Raw genomic sequence first — 16,929 nt, 5'->3', positions numbered from 1 at the left:
TAAGGAGGAAAGCAGATGGGACAAATTCATGCGACTACGATATTTGCAGTTCATCATAACGGAGGCTGTGCCATGGCTGGTGATGGTCAAGTTACATTAGGAAATGCAGTTGTGATGAAAGGTACAGCGAAGAAGGTCAGACGTCTGTTTAATGGGCAGGTTCTGGCAGGATTTGCGGGCTCTGTTGCAGATGCATTTACACTATTTGAGATGTTCGAAGGCAAATTGAATGAATATAACGGTAATTTACAACGTGCTGCAGTAGAGGTTGCCAAACAATGGCGCGGAGATAAAATGCTACGTCAACTAGAAGCAATGCTATTGGTCATGGATAAAACAACACTACTACTTGTTTCTGGTACTGGTGAGGTCATTGAACCCGATGATGGAATTTTGGCCATTGGTTCAGGTGGAAATTATGCTTTATCAGCGGGTAGAGCATTGAAAAAATATGCAGGTGAAACGATGACTGCTCGTGAAATTGCTGAAGCAGCATTAGAAACTGCTGCTGAGATCTGTGTATTTACGAATCATAATATTATCGTGGAGGCGCTGAGCTAATGACGCAAAAAAATTTAACGCCAAGACAAATTACTGAGCATTTAGATCGTTATATTGTTGGACAAAATGAAGCTAAGCGAGCTGTAGCTATTGCGTTGCGCAACCGTTATCGTCGTTCGCTGTTAAATGAGGATATGAAGGCAGAGGTTATTCCAAAAAATATTTTGATGATTGGGCCAACTGGTGTCGGAAAAACGGAAATTGCCAGAAGAATTGCGAAGCTTACAAATGCTCCTTTTGTAAAAGTGGAAGCGACAAAATTTACTGAAGTAGGTTATGTAGGTCGCGATGTTGAATCAATGGTACGTGACTTAGTAGAAGCTTCTCACCGTCTTGTAAAAGAAGAAATGATGGAATCAGTTAAGGAACAAGCCGAGCAATTAGCAAATGAAGCTATTGTGAAACTTTTAGTCCCATCATTGCGAAAGAAACAGAGCATGCAAAATCCATTCGAAATGTTATTTGGAGGGAAAGAACAAACTTCTACGGACGATACGTCGTCTGATGAGACGGAAGTACGCTCTAAACGTGCACAAATTGCTATTGATTTACGAAATGGCAAATTGGAAAATGAATGGGTTACGGTAGAGGTAACAGAACAAACTCCATCCATTTTTGATGCATTACAAGGCACGGGAATGGATATGTCTGCTAACAATGGAATGCAAGATATGCTATCTAGCTTAATGCCTAAAAAACAGAAAAAACGCCGTGTGCAGGTAAAGGATGCGCGTCGTATTTTAACAATAGAAGAAGCAAATAAGTTGATAGACGCAGATGAAGTGGCACAGGAGTCAATTGTTAGAGCGGAGCAAACTGGTATTATTTTTATTGATGAAATCGATAAAATAGCTAGTAAAGAAGGGAATTCTTCTGCAAATGTATCTCGTGAGGGTGTACAACGAGATATTTTACCAATAGTAGAAGGTTCAACTGTAACAACGAAGTACGGGGCTGTGAAAACTGATTACATGCTATTTATAGCTGCTGGTGCGTTCCATATGTCGAAGCCTTCAGATTTGATTCCGGAATTGCAAGGACGTTTCCCAATTCGTGTAGAGCTTGAAAAATTAACAAAACAAGATTTTGTCCGTATTTTACAAGAGCCTGACCAATCGCTCATTCTGCAGTATAAGGCATTGCTAGAAACAGAAGGTGTGGAAATCAATTTCACATCTGATGCCATTGAACGTATTGCGGAAATAGCAACAGAGGTTAATCAGGAAACAGATAATATCGGAGCCCGTCGTTTGCACACGATTTTAGAACGATTACTAGAAGAGCTGTCGTTTGAAGCAGCTGAAATTGCACCAGCGAGTATACCGATCAATGCAGCCTATGTAGATCAAAAACTCGCAGGTATCGTAAAAAACAAAGATTTGTCACAGTTTATATTGTAAGATAAAGCTGTTCAGTATCATTCAGTAGTAAAAACCTTTAGAATATTAAGTGAATACTCTTCGGATTATTTATAGGAGGAACATATAATGAATTTATTAGAAAAAACACGTAAAATTAACTCGATGCTTCAAGCTTCTGCTGGTAAGCCTGTAAACTTTAAAGAAATGGCTGACACACTAGGAGATATTATTGATAGTAATGTCTATATTTTAAGTCGTAAAGGTAAATTATTAGGGATTTCAATTCACCAACAAATTGAAAATGAGCGTATGAAAAAAATGTTCGAAGAGAGACAATTCCCAGAAGAATACACACATAGCTTGTTTACAATTTCAGAAACATCCTCTAATTTAGATATCCATAACGAACATACTGCTTTCCCTGTGGAAAACAAAGATCTTTTCCAAAACGCATTAACAACAATTGTACCAATTGTTGGTGGTGGGGAACGTTTAGGAACATTAATCCTTGCTCGTTTATCTTCTCAATTTGAAGATGATGATTTAATCCTAGCAGAATATGGTGCAACAGTAGTTGGTATGGAGATTTTACGTGAAAAATCTGAAGAAATTGAAGAGGAAGCTCGTAGCAAAGCGGTCGTACAAATGGCCATTAATTCACTTTCGTACAGTGAATTAGAAGCTATTGAGCATATTTTTGAAGAGCTTGATGGTAACGAAGGTTTACTTGTAGCTTCTAAAATTGCAGACCGAGTTGGCATTACACGCTCAGTGATCGTCAATGCATTACGTAAACTTGAATCAGCAGGTGTTATTGAGTCTCGCTCTCTAGGTATGAAAGGAACTTATATTAAAGTGTTAAATGACAAGTTCTTAAATGCATTAGCTGAAATTAAAATGAAATAATACTTCTTGAAGAAGATAATGAAGGCGTCTAGGTAAAACTAGGCGCCTTTTCTTGTGCACTACACTGAAAATTTATCCGTACATTAGCTTGTTATTTTTTGTATAAATACAAGTTTGGAGAATATTGATATTTTTTGTTTCTTTTATCCTAAAGTCGTTCATAAAATTGTCACTACAATTAGCATACAAAAATGAAATATGTGATACTTTAGAGTAATGGTAAATAAACTGTTGGTTATTTATATTAGAATATTCAGGTATTTGTCGAACTAGTAAAATGGGACCTTAAATTAATTTCATTTTAAAAGGCGATAAAGCTCATAAAAAGGCAAATTTAATACTAAAATCGTAAACACTGTCGAAATAGTGTAAAATAACTAGATGTTAACCAACCTTTTGTAAAGCCTACAGCTACAAGGGATGCGGAAGTATTGTCCCGGTTGTGGCGATAAAAAAATAGGGCGTATATACTATTAAAAAGTGACAAAAGACAATAGACACTAGGTAGCATCTTAATTACAATTGTATTATTGAATATATTAACAAGTACATAGAATTTAATAAAATGAGGTGAACAGTTTTGAATTTATTTGGAGGAACTATTAGTAGCTTGGAAAATGGACTTTCCTATGCAACTTTGAATCATAAAACAATCGCAAACAATATTGCGAATGTCGATACACCTAATTATAAGGCGAAAAATGTTAGTTTTAAGGAAATGTTGGCGGAACAAAAGGGTATCGCTATTTCTGCCTATCGAACTGACAATAGACATTATGATTTCACAATTCGACAATCTACACCTGGTGTCAATAATATAGAAAACCTACGATACCGAAATAATGGCAACGCAGTAGATATGGATGCTGAACAAGCGAAATTAGCAGAGAATCAAATTTACTACAATGCTTTAATTGATCGTGTAAACGGGAAATTAAACACATTAAACACAGTTATTAAAGGAGGTAAGTAATAGATGTCTATTTTCCATGGGATGAATACCACTGCCTCAGCTTTAACTGCCCAACGATTACGTATGGATGTTATCTCTTCTAATATGGCTAACATGGATACAACTCGAGCTCGTCAAGTTAATGGAGAGTGGGAGCCATATCGACGAAAGTCAGTAACGTTTACAGCACAAGAAGGACAATTTTCAAAGTTTATGAATGTGGCACTTGGGAAAGACGCCAAAAGCGGTGTTGGTAATGGTGTGAAAGTAACTCGTATTTCAGAAGACCGAGAAACACCTTTCAAACTTGTTTATGATCCAACTCATCCAGATGCAAATGCAGATGGTTATGTCAATTTGCCGAATGTCGACCCATTAAAAGAAATGGTAGATTTAATGTCAGCTACTCGTTCCTACGAGGCAAACGTAACAGTATTTAACGCAAATAAATCTATGCTTACAAAGGCATTAGAGATTGGTAAATAAATAAGAAGAAAGGAAGATACATAATGACTATTTCGTCCGTTTCGCTAATGACACCTACTCAGGTTGTAAATGAAACAAATAAACTTAATACGACACCTTATGAAGCTCAACAAAGCTTCGCGAACTCGTTAAAAGAGGCAATAGCCAAAGTTAATGACCAGCAAATCACATCCGATAATTTTACTCAAAAGCTAATTAAAGGTGAAAATGTGGAATTGCATGAGGTAATGATTGCTTCACAAAAGGCGAGCATTACATTAAACGCAACAATTGAAGTTCGCAATAAGGTGATTGAAGCTTACCAAGAAATAATGCGAATGAGCGTTTAATCTGTTATTGAGGGGGAGACCCCTCTCAATATAGATTAATGACTACCTAAATGGTGGGCTCATAAATTTCGCAATTTATTGATGGCTAGGTTATTCACTATAACCGGAGGATTCATAATGAATGAACGATTGACGAAAATAAAAAACGACACCAGTCAATTTTGGAAAAGTCGAAGTAAAAAGCAAAAAATGGTTATGATTGGCTCCTTGGTAGGCGTCATTGCCCTTGCGGCAATTGTAACGTTTTTCGCTTCAAAAACTACATATGTTCCACTTTACAAAGATTTATCAACAAGAGAAATTGGACAAGTAAAAGAAGCACTGGATTCACAAGGTGTAACATATCAAATTGCGCCAGGCGGAACATCTATTTTAGTGCCTGAGGAGCAAGTTGACTCTTTATTAGTGCAATTAGCATCAGAAGGATATCCACAAACGGGTACGATTGATTACTCATTTGCAAACAGTTCAGGGTTTGGTATGACAGATAATGAATTTAATCTATTAAAAAAAGCTGCTACTGAAACTGAAATCGCTAAACTTTTTAGAAACCTTGAAGGTGTTAAAGATGCAAAGGTTATGATTACTGTTCCTGAAGAAGGAGTCTTCGTAACAGATGTGAAAGAGGATGCAACTGCATCTATCGTATTAAATACAGATCCAGGATATAAATTTACAGAGCAGCAAATTACAACTATGTATAATTTGGTGTCAAAAAGTATTCCCAATTTAAAAACTGAAAACATCGTAATCTCAAACCAATTCTCTGAGTACTTTGACTTAAATGCAGCCACAACAGATGGAGCATCAACAACAACTGCTGAAGGTCAATTGCAAATGAAAAAGTTGGTTGAACGTGATTTACAACGTCAAGTACAAAATATGCTTGGTACGTTGATGGGACAAGATAAAGTAATGGTTTCTGTCACTACGGATATTGACTTCAAGAAAGAAAATCGTGAAGAAAATCTTGTGACACCTGTTGATGAAGAAAACATGGAAGGTATCGCCATTAGTGCTCAAAGAATTACTGAGCAATATTCTGGAACAGGGGCGGGAGCAGCTACTGGAACACCTGAAGCTGAAACAACTACTGATAACTTTACTACTTATAATGAAGGTACATCGGGTAACGGTGATTATGAACGTACAGAAGAGACGATTAATAATGATGTGAACCGTATACGTAAAGATATCCAAGAAGCTCCTTATAAGGTGCAAGATATTGGGATTCAAGTAATTGTTGAACCACCAACAGCAACAGATGCAGCGTCATTACCAGATGGCGTCCGTGAAGATATTGAGAAAATTTTAAGTACGATTGTACGTACAACCATTTCAAAAGACGTGGCAGCTGAGCTTACTCAAGAGCAAATTAATGAGAAAGTAGCGGTATCTGTTCAGCCTCTATATGGTAAGGCCACACAAGTTGCTGATGAGAAACCAATAATTCCTTGGTGGGTTTGGGTTATTGGCGGTATCCTGTTAGCTGTTATTTTATTGTTAGCATTCTTCATTATCCGCTCTCGTAAACGTGCGCAGGAAGAAGAAGAGCTAAGTATCCTAGAAGAACAAGAAGATTTAATGATTGACGATATTAATGAAGAAATTGAAACGGAAGCTACAATGCGTCGTAAGCAGCTAGAAAAAATGGCAAAAGATAAGCCAGACGATTTTGCGAAGTTACTGCGTAGTTGGATTGCTGAAGACTAACTAGGAGGTTCGGCTGTGTCCAAGAAAGATAAGGAATTAACAGGAAAACAAAAGGCCGCTCTCTTGTTAATTTCATTAGGGCCTGAAGTTTCAGCTTCAGTCTATAAACATTTAACAGAGGAAGAAATTGAACGTTTAACATTAGAAATTTCAAGTGTTAAAAAAGTAGAATCAAACGTTAAGGAAGAGATTATAGAAGAATTCCACAATATTGCCCTAGCTCAAGACTATATCACGCAAGGTGGTATTGGTTATGCGAAAACAGTATTAGAAAAAGCACTTGGTGTTGAACAAGCTCAGACCATTATTAATCGTCTGACATCATCATTACAAGTGAGACCGTTTGATTTTGCACGGAGAGCTGATCCAGCACAAATATTTAACTTTATTCAAAATGAACATCCACAAACGATTGCCCTGATTCTTTCATATTTAGAAGCGGGGCAAGCGGGAGTGATTTTATCTTCGTTACCACAGGAAGTACAGGCTGACATTGCAAAACGTATCGCTGTTATGGAATCGACTTCACCAGAGGTCATTAGTGAAATAGAATCGGTGTTAGAGCGTAAATTATCATCTACAGTTACTCAGGACTACACTGAAACCGGTGGTATTGATGCAGTTGTTGAAGTTCTTAATGGTGTTGATAGACAAACTGAGAAAACAATCCTTGATGCGCTTGAAATCCAAGATCCAGAGCTTGCAGAAGAAATCAAAAAACGCATGTTTGTATTCGAAGATATCGTTACGCTCGACAATCGTTCCATTCAACGTGTTATTCGTGATTGTGAAAACGAAGACTTACTCCTTTCAATGAAAGTATCAAGCGAAGAGGTAAAAGATATTATTTTCCGCAATATGTCTCAACGTATGGCTGAAACATTTAAAGAAGAAATGGAAATTATGGGACCTGTACGTTTACGTGACGTAGAGGAGGCACAATCTCGAATTGTTGCTGTTATTCGTCGCCTAGAAGATGCTGGTGAGATTATTATTGCACGTGGTGGAGGAGATGACGTCATTGTCTAGAATCATCCGTTCAATTTACACTCAATCCGATAGCGATAATGTAAAAGAGATACAAATCCGGGATATGTTTGAAGTGCTTGATTTAGAAGACGGTGAAGATGGTTCATCCCAACATCAATTATCAATAGAAGAAATAATGGCTGAGCGAGATCGTTTACTTGCAGAAGCAAGAGCTTCCTTACAAGTCGAACGTGAAGCGTTTGAGCAAGAAAAGCAAATGCATTTTCAAGAGATTGAGCATTTGAAGCTAAGTTGGGAAGAAGAAAGACCGAATCGAGTTCAAGAAGCCTATGACGAAGGATTTGGCCAAGGCTATGAAGACGGTGTGAACAAATCTACTGAAGCAATGGCCGAGTCCCTTCAAACTGCGAATGAAGTGATTAATCAGGCAAAAGAAAATGCTAGAAAATATATTGATGATCAAGAAGCAGTGATTTTAGAGCTTGGCTTAACGACAGCTGAACGAATAATTGGCGCGTCATTAGAACGTGATCCAGATCTGTTTGTGTCAATTGTCCGTAGAGGGCTAAAAGAAGCAAGAGAAATGAAAGAAATTAAAATTTATGTGTCACCAGCCTATCACGCTTTAATTACTGCTAATCGCGATGAATTAGCTGAAATGTTCCCGGTTGATGTACCATTTATGATTTTTGTTAATGAAGATTTGAACAATGAAACGGATTGCTATATCGAAACAAATCATGGTCGTATAGTAGTGAGCGTCGATGAGCAATTGAACGAACTAAGATTAAAGCTTCATGAAATATTAGAAAGTAAGGAATGATCTAGATGAAGACGGCTCAATTAATCGAACATATTCCTCATATGCCAACATTTAAAAAATTTGGTAGAGTCACTAGAGTTGTCGGCTTGATGATTGAGTCGCAAGGTCCAGATAGTTCCATAGGTGATGTTTGTAAAATTCATGTGGAAACTGTAAACAATGGTCACCAAATCATTTTAGCTGAAGTTGTGGGCTTTAAAGATGAAATTGTTGTTTTAATGCCTTTCACTTCTTTAAGAGAAATATCTATTGGTTGTCTTGTTGAAGGGACGGGGGCTCCACTAGAAGTAAAAGTGGGCCCAGAGCTAATAGGGAAAGTGTTAGATTCTATGGGTAATCCTATTGATGGCACCTTGCTACCAAAAGGGCTAATGACGGTTCCGACAGAGCAAGATCCACCAAATCCACTGACACGTCCACCTATTAACGAAAGACTTGAAGTGGGCGTAAAGGCTATTGATGGTATGCTGACAGTTGGTAATGGGCAACGTGTCGGGATTTTCGCTGGTTCAGGGGTCGGAAAAAGTACACTTCTTGGAATGATTGCGAGGAATACACAAGCAGATTTGAATGTAATTGCTCTGATCGGAGAACGTGGACGTGAGGTCCGTGAATTTATTGAACGTGATTTAGGCCCCGAAGGTCTAAGTCGGTCCATAGTTGTGGCTGCTACTTCTGACCAACCGGCATTGATGAGGATAAAAGGGGCGTTTACTGCAACAGCAATCGCCGAGTATTTTAGAAATCGTGGTTTAAATGTCATGTTGATGATGGACTCTGTAACACGTGTTGCCATGGCTCAGCGTGAAATTGGCCTTGCCACAGGAGAGCCGCCGGCACAGAAGGGATATACCCCATCTGTATTTGCGATATTACCTAAATTACTAGAACGTACAGGTACTAATGAAAAGGGTTCTATCACTGCATTTTATACGGTCTTAGTAGATGGTGATGATATGAATGAACCAATCGCTGATACGGTGCGAGGGATATTAGATGGTCATATTGTGCTTGATCGAAATCTAGCAAATAAAGGGCAATACCCTGCTATAAACGTCTTAAAAAGTGTTAGTCGTTTGATGAATCATGTGGCAGCGCCAGAGCATAAAAAAGCTGCTGAACGATTAAGAGAACTCTATTATACATACGACAAATCTGAGGATTTGATCAATATTGGCGCTTATAAACGTGGGACGTCTAGAGAAATTGATGAAGCTATTCATTATGAACCGCTTATAACTACTTATCTCAAACAGGGTTATTTGGACAAAGTGACTTTGGAAGAAAGTGTGAATGAGCTACTATCCTTATCGAACGGTGGTGTAAACTAGATGGTCAGTTATGTATATCGTTTTGAAAAAGTACTAACAATTCGTGAGCAAGAAAAAAACGAAACTGAAATGGCCTATAAAGAATCTGTCCGTTCTTTTGAGGAAGTAGCTACTAAGTTATATGACTTGCTTAAAAAGAAGGAAGATTTAATTGCCTTCCAGCAGGATCGCTTAACTGTTGGTTCATCTATTGATGAAATTCATCACTATGCACGTTTTATTGATAGTCTTGAAAAGACAATTGCAGATGTACAGCAGAAAGTGATACAAGCTCGTGCAAAGATGAATTGGCACGAAGATAAATTATTAGAAAAAAACTTGGAAGTACGTAAATTTGAAAAAATGAAAGAAAAGGATTTTAAGCTTTTCCAACAAGAGCAGGATCGTATAGAAAGCCTTTTTTTAGATGAAATTTCATTGCTAACGTATAACAAGAGAGAAATCAGGTGATTTCATGGTGAAAAAAGACAATCGATTGACAGCAGAATTAGTAGAACAGCCACCTAAGAAAAAAGCTGGAGGCTTTCTAAAGTTTTTTACTTGGATCGTACTGCCACTTATGTTTGTAGTAGCTGTTTTACTTGTTGTGGCTACGTTAATGAATACAAATGTTTTTGACTTAGGAAAAAAGGCAATTGGCAATTTACCTTTTGTTCCTTCAGAAGAACAGCAAGCAAAAGATGCTGTCGTAAACAATGATTCGAAAATAGTTAATTTACAGGCAGAGATTCAAGAAAAAGAAGCAGAAATTACACAACTACAAAAAAAGTTGGATACAACAACATCTGAAAAAGAGAAGCTTACGATTGAAAAAGAGCAACTTCAATTTGAAATTGAAAAATTAAATCGACAACAAGATGATGTGAAGCGGGATTTCAATGATATATTATCGACGTTCGATAAAATGTCTCCTAAATCTGCAGCACCGGTATTAATTAATATGAGCGATGCAGAAGCACTGCGCATTTTAACCAATTTAAAACCTGATAAACTAGCAGCAATTTTAGAGAAAATGGACGCTAAGGATGCAGCGAAATATACGGAGCTCATGGCTAAACAGTAGAAATCACGAAAGGAGGTGAAAAGAGTGGATATAGCAATGATGAAAATGATAACACAATCAGCCCCTACTAAAAATGCGGCAACAAAACCGTCAACAGTTAGTAGCTCTGATGGAAAGATTAATGGAACATCGAAACAGGATAATTTATCAAAATTCGGCTCTGTTTTTGGACAAGTCCTATCTTCCTCAACCCAACCAAATCAATCTTCACAAGCTACTTCAAACAATGAACTGGCTGATTTACAGCAGGTTTTAAACGCTGATTCATTGGAAGAGGTACTAGATTTATTAGGAGTCTCACACGATGATGGATTATTAATACTTCAGCTTGGAGAAGAAGGTAAAGCAGTGTCTATGGACGAAATGCTTGAATTAAACAATATACTAAACGCATTAGGTATTGATGATGAGCAGCTCCAAAAAATAGTTCAGCAGCTATTAGGAGAAGAAAAAGAAGCTAGTGACGTTTGGGAGCTATTATCATTAGTAGATGCTCAGGCGCCAATTCTACAATCGCTGATAGGTACTGCACTACAAGGAGAAGGTCAAGTAACACCAAAAGAGGCAACGCAAATTCTTCAAGTGTTAAAGCTAGTACAATTAGTAGGACAAAAGTCGGACTTAACAGCTCCGCAAGAAAATTTGTTAACAACCGTTAAAAGTCTTTTAACGACGTTACAAACGCAAGTCGAAACGATACAAGTAACAACAACAACCAAATCAACAGGCACATTTTCATTACAAGGCTTCCAGCAAGTCCAAATGACCAAGCAAAGTGAGACAAATTCTCATGAAATGGTGACACCGCAAACGGTACAAACCAAACCAGATACGTTCCAGGTAACTTTACCTACTGCTAAGCCTGCACAGTCAGAGGCTTTATTAAAAGAAATGCAAGCCATTATCAATAGAGCCCAAATTTCCAATGCACAAGGGATCACACGATTAACAATCAAATTGTATCCAGAAAATTTAGGTACAATTCGTATAGAGCTTGTGCAAAATGATGGTGTATTGACAGCTCGTCTACTAGCTTCTACAGCCCATGGACGTGAAATGCTTGATAGTCAAGCACATCAGCTAAAACAGGCATTTGTTCAGCAGAACATTCAAGTGGATCGTCTGGATATTGCACAATCATTACAGGATGCAGATCGCCAGCAACGTGATCAAAACTTCTTTAATAATTTCTTTAGACAACAACAGGACGAAGAACAGCAGCAAAAAACTGAGGATGATGAAGAAGAGAAATCCTTTAGTGACTATTTATTAAACGAGGAGGTGTAATGGATGGCGGATTCAACGTCTAAAGTAAAGAATGCATCCATAACGGACGATCTTTACTATTCGAATTATAAAAAACCAACCAAACAAACAGGGAATAGTGAACTTGGCAAAGATGCCTTTCTTCAACTGTTAATTACCCAATTACAGCATCAGGATCCAACAAATCCAATGAATGACCGAGAATTCATTTCACAAATGGCGCAGTTTTCTTCTTTAGAACAAATGCAGAACATGACAAAGGCAGTAGAATCTTTATTAGCATCACAGCAACAAACACAAATGATGAATTATGCTACCTTTGTTGGTAAAGAAGTCAAATGGCATGAGATTTCAGATAAAACAGATGAAAAAGGAGAGCCAATCGTAAATGAAGGCTCAGGTGTAATTGAATCCTTGAAATTTGTAGATGGCAGTGTTGTCTTCAAATTAGCAGATGGGAAAGAAATAACGCCTGGTAATATTTCTGGAATCCTTGGCTCTGGAACAAGTCCAGATGGGAATAATCCTGTGCCAGAATCTCCACTTGTTCAGGCTAGTAAATTGATAGGTAAAAAAGTGACATATCAAGATGGTGAGCAGGAATTACAAGGGAGAATCGTTTCTGTTTCCAATAAAGATGGCGTCATTTACTACCTATTAGATAATGATAAAAAACTAACTGATAAAGATTTTACAGTTATAAGCGAATAAAGGTGGGGAAAAGTGATGGATAAATTTTCAATTCATCGTGTACCCTTGCATCCATCTGTTCGTGCAAATCAACCTACACCCATTCATTCACAGCAATCCTTTAAAGCCCATTTACAGGAAGCTTCAAAGCAAGAGCTGAAGGTGAGCAAACATGCGCATGAACGTATCACGGAGCGTAAAATTGACATCTCTGAACAAGAATGGCAGGTTGTCTCGGATAAGGTATTTGAAGCTCACTCAAAAGGTGTTAAACAGCCATTAGTCTTGATGGATCAAGCAGCTTTAATTGTCAGTGCTAAAAACGCTACTGTCATTACAGCAATGGATCGCACGGAAGCAAAGCAACAGTTATTTACAAATATTGATGGCACGATCGTGCTTTAAAGGCTGGACCTTCTTATGAAAGGAAGCCTTCGTGATGCTGATTGATAGAAGCACACAAATAAAAATTGAAGGGAGAACGAAAACTTATGTTACGTTCTATGTATTCAGGTATTTCAGGTCTTAAAAACTTCCAAACAAAGCTGGATGTTATTGGTAATAACATTGCGAATGTTAATACTGTTGGCTTTAAAAAAGGGCGTGTACTTTTTAAAGATTTAATGTCTCAAACACAAGCCGGTGCATCTGCCGCAACAGCAACACGAGGTGGTGTGAACCCACAACAAGTTGGTTTAGGTTCACAATTAGCAGCTATTGACACAATACATGGTGGCGGCTCTTTACAAGGTACTGGGCGTGGGCTGGACTTAGGGATTGAAGGAGATGGCTTCTTCATGGTTGCTGATGCAAATGGAGCTCCAGACCCAGATAGTGGATTCATCGGTGAAGAAGGATTCAACAATACCCTATTTACTCGTAATGGTGTTTTCTATATGGATAGCAATGGCTATTTAGTTAATGCTGACGGTAAATATTTAGTAGGTGTTTCTGCTGGGGAAGACATTGTTATGGAAGCTGATGACGATGGTATTAATCCAGATGATGCACCAATTGCTTCAGGAGATGAAGGTGCCAACTTATTTGATGATGATGGTGTCCTAGACCCTGAAGATGGAGAGGTAGGACCAATCCGTATTCCAACGACTGCTAAAGAGATTAGCATCGGAGCTAATGGTACGATCGAATATGTGGATCTAAATGGTAATCGCAAATGGGCTGGGCAGCTGATTATGGCTAAATTCCCTAACGCTGGTGGTCTTGCTAAGGTTGGTGGAAACTATTATCAACAAACGGCAAACTCTGGTGCTGCATATGCACAAGTAGCCACTGTTGCAGGGATGGGTAAAGTAGTACCTGGAACAGTTGAGATGTCCAATGTAGACTTATCGGAAGAATTTACAGAGATGATTGTAGCTCAACGTGGTTTCCAAGCGAATACTCGTATTATTACAACATCAGATGAAGTGTTACAAGAGCTTGTAAACTTAAAACGTTAATGATTGATTAGAAGTCCTTTAATTCATAATGGACGTTTTAATAAACATATTTTCATATGAGGGAGGGTCGGGCCGGCTCTCATGCTAGACCCGGCCCTAATTCAATGATTGAACTAACACGTCTTAATGGCAAAGCATTTACATTAAATGCTTTATACATAGAAACAGTCGAATCATTTCCAGATACGACCATTACTTTAACAACTGGAACAAAATTTATTGTTTTAGAGAGTGAAGATGAGGTGCGACAAAAGGTAACTGCCTTTTATAACAATATACAAATACTATCCAACCCGCATCTACGAGGTGAAAAAGATGAAGAATAATAAAATGTTAACAATGATTATTATTTTGCTAGTAGCAGTCATACTGATCGGGGTTATCTTGTTTGTATTGCTTACACAATTTAATAAACCGACAGGAGCTATTGAACCAACCATTGATGAAATTGTTGAGGCAACCGTGGAGATTCCAGAAATCACGACGAATCTTGCAGATAAAAGAGTAGTGCGCTTGTCATTAAAAGTTCAAACGACAAGCAAAGATGCTGCTGCAGAATTAACAAAGCGTGTTTTCCAAGTGCAAAACATTGCCATTCAAGAGCTTTCTGAAATGGAGCAAAAAGATTTAGAAGGTAAGCAAGGAAAGCAAATTTTCCAAAAATCATTAAAAACTAGAGTAAATGAATTGATGCAAGAGGGAGAAGTCCAGGAAGTATATTTTACCTCCTTCATCACTCAATAAAACAGAAACTGCTTGAAATGGAGGTGGGCAAATGGCAGGAGATGTGTTATCTCAATCCGAGATAGATGCGCTGCTTTCCGCTATATCAACTGGGGAAATGTCAGCAGATGACATAAAAAAGGAGGATGAGGGACGTAAGGTTAAAGTTTATGACTTTAAACGTGCGCTCCGCTTCTCAAAAGATCAAATCCGAAGTTTGACCCGAATACACGAAAATTTTGCACGACTATTGACAACCTTCTTCTCTGCACAGCTTAGAAGCTATGTGCAAATTACGGTTGCTTCAGTAGACCAAATACCATTTGAAGAGTTCGTCCGTTCGATTCCGAATATGACACTCATAAATGTATTTGAAGTGCCACCATTAGATGGTAATATATTGATGGAAATAAATCCGAACATTGCCTATTCCATGCTTGATCGTATAATGGGCGGTAGTGGGGCGAGTCATAGTAATGTGGATAATCTAACTGAAATTGAAACAAAAATTATGACAAACCTTTTTGAACGCTCATTCGACAATTTACGCGAGGCTTGGGAAAATGTTGCGGAAATAGATCCGATTTTAGTGGAACTTGAAGTGAATCCACAATTTTTACAAATGATCTCACCAAATGAAACAGTAGTTGTCATTTCGTTAAATACGATTATTGGTGAAACAAGCGGTATGATAAATATTTGTATTCCGCATGTTGTATTGGAGCCGATTGTTCCAAATCTTTCTGTTCGCTATTGGATGCAAACAAATACGAAAGAAATGTCTCCAGAGCAAACAAAAATGCTTGAAACACGCGTAAAACAAGCAAAATTACCTCTTTCAGTTGAATTAGGGCTAACGGATATCACGATAGAGGATTTCCTTACAATGCAAATTGGTGATGTTATACAGTTAGAGCAAAAAATTAATGACCCACTTCTATTGAAGGTAGGGACATTACCAAAATTCACTGTTCAACCAGGTAAGCAAGGCAAAAAATTAGCAATCCAGATTATCGACCCTTTGAAAGGAGGAGACGAAGATGAGTGATGAAATGCTCTCCCAAGAAGAAATTGAAGCGTTATTAAGGGGCGAGACGTTGGAAGATAAAAACAGCGGCACTGAAGCTTCTTCAATTGATGAAACAAATGATTTACGAGTAGAGGATTACCTTGATTCGTTTGCACAAGATGCATTAGGTGAGGTAGGCAATATTTCTTTCGGTAGTTCTGCCACAGCACTATCGGCGTTATTAGGACAAAAAGTAGATATTACTACCCCAAGTATATCAATGATTAATCGAAATAAATTAGAAGAGGAGTTTCCACATCCTTATGTAGCTGTACAAGTGGAATATACGATTGGCTTAACAGGTATGAATTTACTTGTTATTAAACAATCTGATGCAGCTATTATTGCAGACCTAATGTTAGGTGGCGATGGATTAAATCCGAAACCTGACTTAGGAGAAATTCAGTTAAGTGCTGTTCAAGAGGCAATGAATCAAATGATGGGCTCTGCGGCTACATCTATGTCAACAGTATTCAACAAAAAAGTAGATATTTCGCCACCAACAATTGACTTAATGAATATTTCTCAAAATGAAGGTCGAGAAAATATCCCTGAAGATGATTTGCTAGTTAAAGTATCCTTTAGATTAAAAATTGGTAATTTAATTGATTCGAATTTAATGCAATTATTACCGCTAAAATTTAGTCAAAACATCGTAAAATCTCTATTAGGAGAAACTGAGTCTATTGAAGAACCTGTGGCTGCAACGATAGCACCTGAGGCACCGCCAATTACAGCACCACCTGTTCAAACACAAGCGCCTGTTATGCCACCGCCTGCACAGCCTGTTTATCAGCAGCCGGAAGCAACTATGCAACAACCTGTTTATCAGGAGCCACAGCAGTTTGCTCAACCAGCGAGAGCTGCACAGCCAGTGAATGTTCAACAAGCACAATTTGCTAGCTTCGATTCAAATGTAATCTCTCAATCTGAAGCTAGAAATTTAAATATGCTACTTGATATTCCATTGCAAGTTACTGTAGAGTTAGGACGTACGAAACGTTCTGTTAAAGAGATTTTAGAACTATCCAGTGGTTCGATTATTGAGTTAGATAAATTAGCAGGGGAGCCTGTTGATATTTTAGTGAATAGTCGTTTAATCGCTAAAGGTGAAGTCGTTGTTATTGATGAAAACTTTGGTGTACGTATTACAGATGTTTTAAGTCAAGCAGAGCGTTTAAATAATTTAAGATAGTTTCAATTGGA

20 protein-coding genes are annotated in these 16,929 nt (G+C 37.9%); all 20 read left to right on the top strand.

Annotated features, from left to right (window positions below):
• Positions 1-15 precede the first annotated feature (15 nt).
• The gene (gene hslV / locus AC3CH7_RS05110) at positions 16-561 is read left to right on the top strand and encodes an ATP-dependent protease subunit HslV (RefSeq protein ID WP_008181271.1); all 546 of its coding nucleotides are present in this window, start codon (positions 16-18) and stop codon (positions 559-561) included.
• Positions 561-1,961, top strand: coding sequence for an ATP-dependent protease ATPase subunit HslU (gene hslU, locus AC3CH7_RS05105; protein WP_012293256.1), 1,401 nt, complete (start codon positions 561-563; stop codon positions 1,959-1,961). Before hslV ends, hslU begins: the two co-directional genes overlap by 1 nt.
• Before the next feature lie 87 nt (positions 1,962-2,048).
• The gene (gene codY, locus AC3CH7_RS05100; protein ID WP_012293257.1) at positions 2,049-2,828 is read left to right on the top strand and encodes a GTP-sensing pleiotropic transcriptional regulator CodY; all 780 of its coding nucleotides are present in this window, start codon (positions 2,049-2,051) and stop codon (positions 2,826-2,828) included.
• A 580-nt stretch (positions 2,829-3,408) separates the two neighbouring features.
• Positions 3,409-3,801 (top strand): flagellar basal body rod protein FlgB, encoded by a 393-nt coding sequence (gene flgB, locus AC3CH7_RS05095; RefSeq protein WP_012293258.1) that lies wholly within the window; start codon positions 3,409-3,411, stop codon positions 3,799-3,801.
• A 3-nt stretch (positions 3,802-3,804) separates the two neighbouring features.
• A complete protein-coding gene (gene flgC / locus AC3CH7_RS05090; protein WP_012293259.1) occupies positions 3,805-4,266 on the top strand; it encodes a flagellar basal body rod protein FlgC in 462 nt (153 codons plus the stop codon).
• A 23-nt stretch (positions 4,267-4,289) separates the two neighbouring features.
• Complete coding sequence (fliE, locus tag AC3CH7_RS05085) at positions 4,290-4,595, top strand: flagellar hook-basal body complex protein FliE (RefSeq protein ID WP_025113930.1); 306 nt, start codon at positions 4,290-4,292, stop codon at positions 4,593-4,595.
• Between the two features lie 117 nt (positions 4,596-4,712).
• Positions 4,713-6,308, top strand: a complete 1,596-nt coding sequence (fliF, locus tag AC3CH7_RS05080) for a flagellar basal-body MS-ring/collar protein FliF (RefSeq protein ID WP_488381601.1) — start codon at positions 4,713-4,715, stop codon at positions 6,306-6,308.
• Between the two features lie 15 nt (positions 6,309-6,323).
• Positions 6,324-7,337, top strand: a complete 1,014-nt coding sequence (fliG, locus tag AC3CH7_RS05075) for a flagellar motor switch protein FliG (protein ID WP_008180783.1) — start codon at positions 6,324-6,326, stop codon at positions 7,335-7,337.
• Entirely contained in the window at positions 7,330-8,121 is a 792-nt protein-coding gene (gene fliH, locus AC3CH7_RS05070; protein WP_036160963.1) for a flagellar assembly protein FliH, read from the top strand. Before fliG ends, fliH begins: the two co-directional genes overlap by 8 nt.
• 5 nt (positions 8,122-8,126) lie before the next feature.
• On the top strand, positions 8,127-9,452 hold the full coding sequence (gene fliI / locus AC3CH7_RS05065) for a flagellar protein export ATPase FliI (RefSeq protein ID WP_012293262.1): 1,326 nt from the start codon (positions 8,127-8,129) through the stop codon (positions 9,450-9,452).
• Entirely contained in the window at positions 9,453-9,902 is a 450-nt protein-coding gene (gene fliJ, locus AC3CH7_RS05060) for a flagellar export protein FliJ (RefSeq protein WP_012293263.1), read from the top strand.
• 4 nt (positions 9,903-9,906) lie between these two features.
• Complete coding sequence (locus AC3CH7_RS05055) at positions 9,907-10,515, top strand: MotE family protein (protein WP_012293264.1); 609 nt, start codon at positions 9,907-9,909, stop codon at positions 10,513-10,515.
• Between the two features lie 24 nt (positions 10,516-10,539).
• Positions 10,540-11,802 (top strand): flagellar hook-length control protein FliK, encoded by a 1,263-nt coding sequence (locus AC3CH7_RS05050; RefSeq protein ID WP_198694709.1) that lies wholly within the window; start codon positions 10,540-10,542, stop codon positions 11,800-11,802.
• A gap of 3 nt (positions 11,803-11,805) precedes the next feature.
• Positions 11,806-12,492, top strand: a complete 687-nt coding sequence (gene flgD / locus AC3CH7_RS05045) for a flagellar hook assembly protein FlgD (protein WP_012293266.1) — start codon at positions 11,806-11,808, stop codon at positions 12,490-12,492.
• 15 nt (positions 12,493-12,507) lie between these two features.
• The gene (locus AC3CH7_RS05040) at positions 12,508-12,876 is read left to right on the top strand and encodes a TIGR02530 family flagellar biosynthesis protein (protein WP_012293267.1); all 369 of its coding nucleotides are present in this window, start codon (positions 12,508-12,510) and stop codon (positions 12,874-12,876) included.
• 86 nt (positions 12,877-12,962) lie between these two features.
• Positions 12,963-13,931 (top strand): flagellar basal body rod protein FlgG, encoded by a 969-nt coding sequence (gene flgG, locus AC3CH7_RS05035; RefSeq protein ID WP_012293268.1) that lies wholly within the window; start codon positions 12,963-12,965, stop codon positions 13,929-13,931.
• Between the two features lie 104 nt (positions 13,932-14,035).
• Positions 14,036-14,257: a flagellar FlbD family protein gene (locus tag AC3CH7_RS05030; RefSeq protein WP_012293269.1), complete on the top strand. Its 222-nt coding sequence runs from the start codon at positions 14,036-14,038 to the stop codon at positions 14,255-14,257.
• The gene (fliL, locus tag AC3CH7_RS05025) at positions 14,247-14,675 is read left to right on the top strand and encodes a flagellar basal body-associated protein FliL (protein WP_008180761.1); all 429 of its coding nucleotides are present in this window, start codon (positions 14,247-14,249) and stop codon (positions 14,673-14,675) included. The genes AC3CH7_RS05030 and fliL overlap by 11 nt, the downstream gene beginning before the upstream one ends.
• Before the next feature lie 31 nt (positions 14,676-14,706).
• Complete coding sequence (gene fliM / locus AC3CH7_RS05020) at positions 14,707-15,702, top strand: flagellar motor switch protein FliM (protein WP_012293271.1); 996 nt, start codon at positions 14,707-14,709, stop codon at positions 15,700-15,702.
• The gene (gene fliY / locus AC3CH7_RS05015; protein ID WP_012293272.1) at positions 15,695-16,918 is read left to right on the top strand and encodes a flagellar motor switch phosphatase FliY; all 1,224 of its coding nucleotides are present in this window, start codon (positions 15,695-15,697) and stop codon (positions 16,916-16,918) included. The genes fliM and fliY overlap by 8 nt, the downstream gene beginning before the upstream one ends.
• The last annotated feature ends 11 nt before the right edge of the window (positions 16,919-16,929 follow it).

The sequence above is a fragment of the Lysinibacillus sp. F12 genome (assembly GCF_057773605.1).
Note: the sequence above shows the minus strand (reverse complement) of the source record. Positions and strands in the feature narration are given on the sequence as shown.

Coding starts and splice junctions, on each gene's coding strand:
- hslV (WP_008181271.1), top strand. CDS start 16: ATGGGACAAATTCATGCGACTACGATATTTGCAGTTCATCATAACGGA.
- fliL (WP_008180761.1), top strand. CDS start 14,247: ATGAAGAATAATAAAATGTTAACAATGATTATTATTTTGCTAGTAGCA.
- fliI (WP_012293262.1), top strand. CDS start 8,127: ATGAAGACGGCTCAATTAATCGAACATATTCCTCATATGCCAACATTT.
- fliM (WP_012293271.1), top strand. CDS start 14,707: ATGGCAGGAGATGTGTTATCTCAATCCGAGATAGATGCGCTGCTTTCC.
- flgD (WP_012293266.1), top strand. CDS start 11,806: ATGGCGGATTCAACGTCTAAAGTAAAGAATGCATCCATAACGGACGAT.
- fliJ (WP_012293263.1), top strand. CDS start 9,453: ATGGTCAGTTATGTATATCGTTTTGAAAAAGTACTAACAATTCGTGAG.
- AC3CH7_RS05055 (WP_012293264.1), top strand. CDS start 9,907: ATGGTGAAAAAAGACAATCGATTGACAGCAGAATTAGTAGAACAGCCA.
- fliY (WP_012293272.1), top strand. CDS start 15,695: ATGAGTGATGAAATGCTCTCCCAAGAAGAAATTGAAGCGTTATTAAGG.
- fliE (WP_025113930.1), top strand. CDS start 4,290: ATGACTATTTCGTCCGTTTCGCTAATGACACCTACTCAGGTTGTAAAT.
- flgC (WP_012293259.1), top strand. CDS start 3,805: ATGTCTATTTTCCATGGGATGAATACCACTGCCTCAGCTTTAACTGCC.
- AC3CH7_RS05040 (WP_012293267.1), top strand. CDS start 12,508: ATGGATAAATTTTCAATTCATCGTGTACCCTTGCATCCATCTGTTCGT.
- AC3CH7_RS05030 (WP_012293269.1), top strand. CDS start 14,036: ATGATTGAACTAACACGTCTTAATGGCAAAGCATTTACATTAAATGCT.
- fliF (WP_488381601.1), top strand. CDS start 4,713: ATGAATGAACGATTGACGAAAATAAAAAACGACACCAGTCAATTTTGG.
- codY (WP_012293257.1), top strand. CDS start 2,049: ATGAATTTATTAGAAAAAACACGTAAAATTAACTCGATGCTTCAAGCT.
- flgG (WP_012293268.1), top strand. CDS start 12,963: ATGTTACGTTCTATGTATTCAGGTATTTCAGGTCTTAAAAACTTCCAA.
- hslU (WP_012293256.1), top strand. CDS start 561: ATGACGCAAAAAAATTTAACGCCAAGACAAATTACTGAGCATTTAGAT.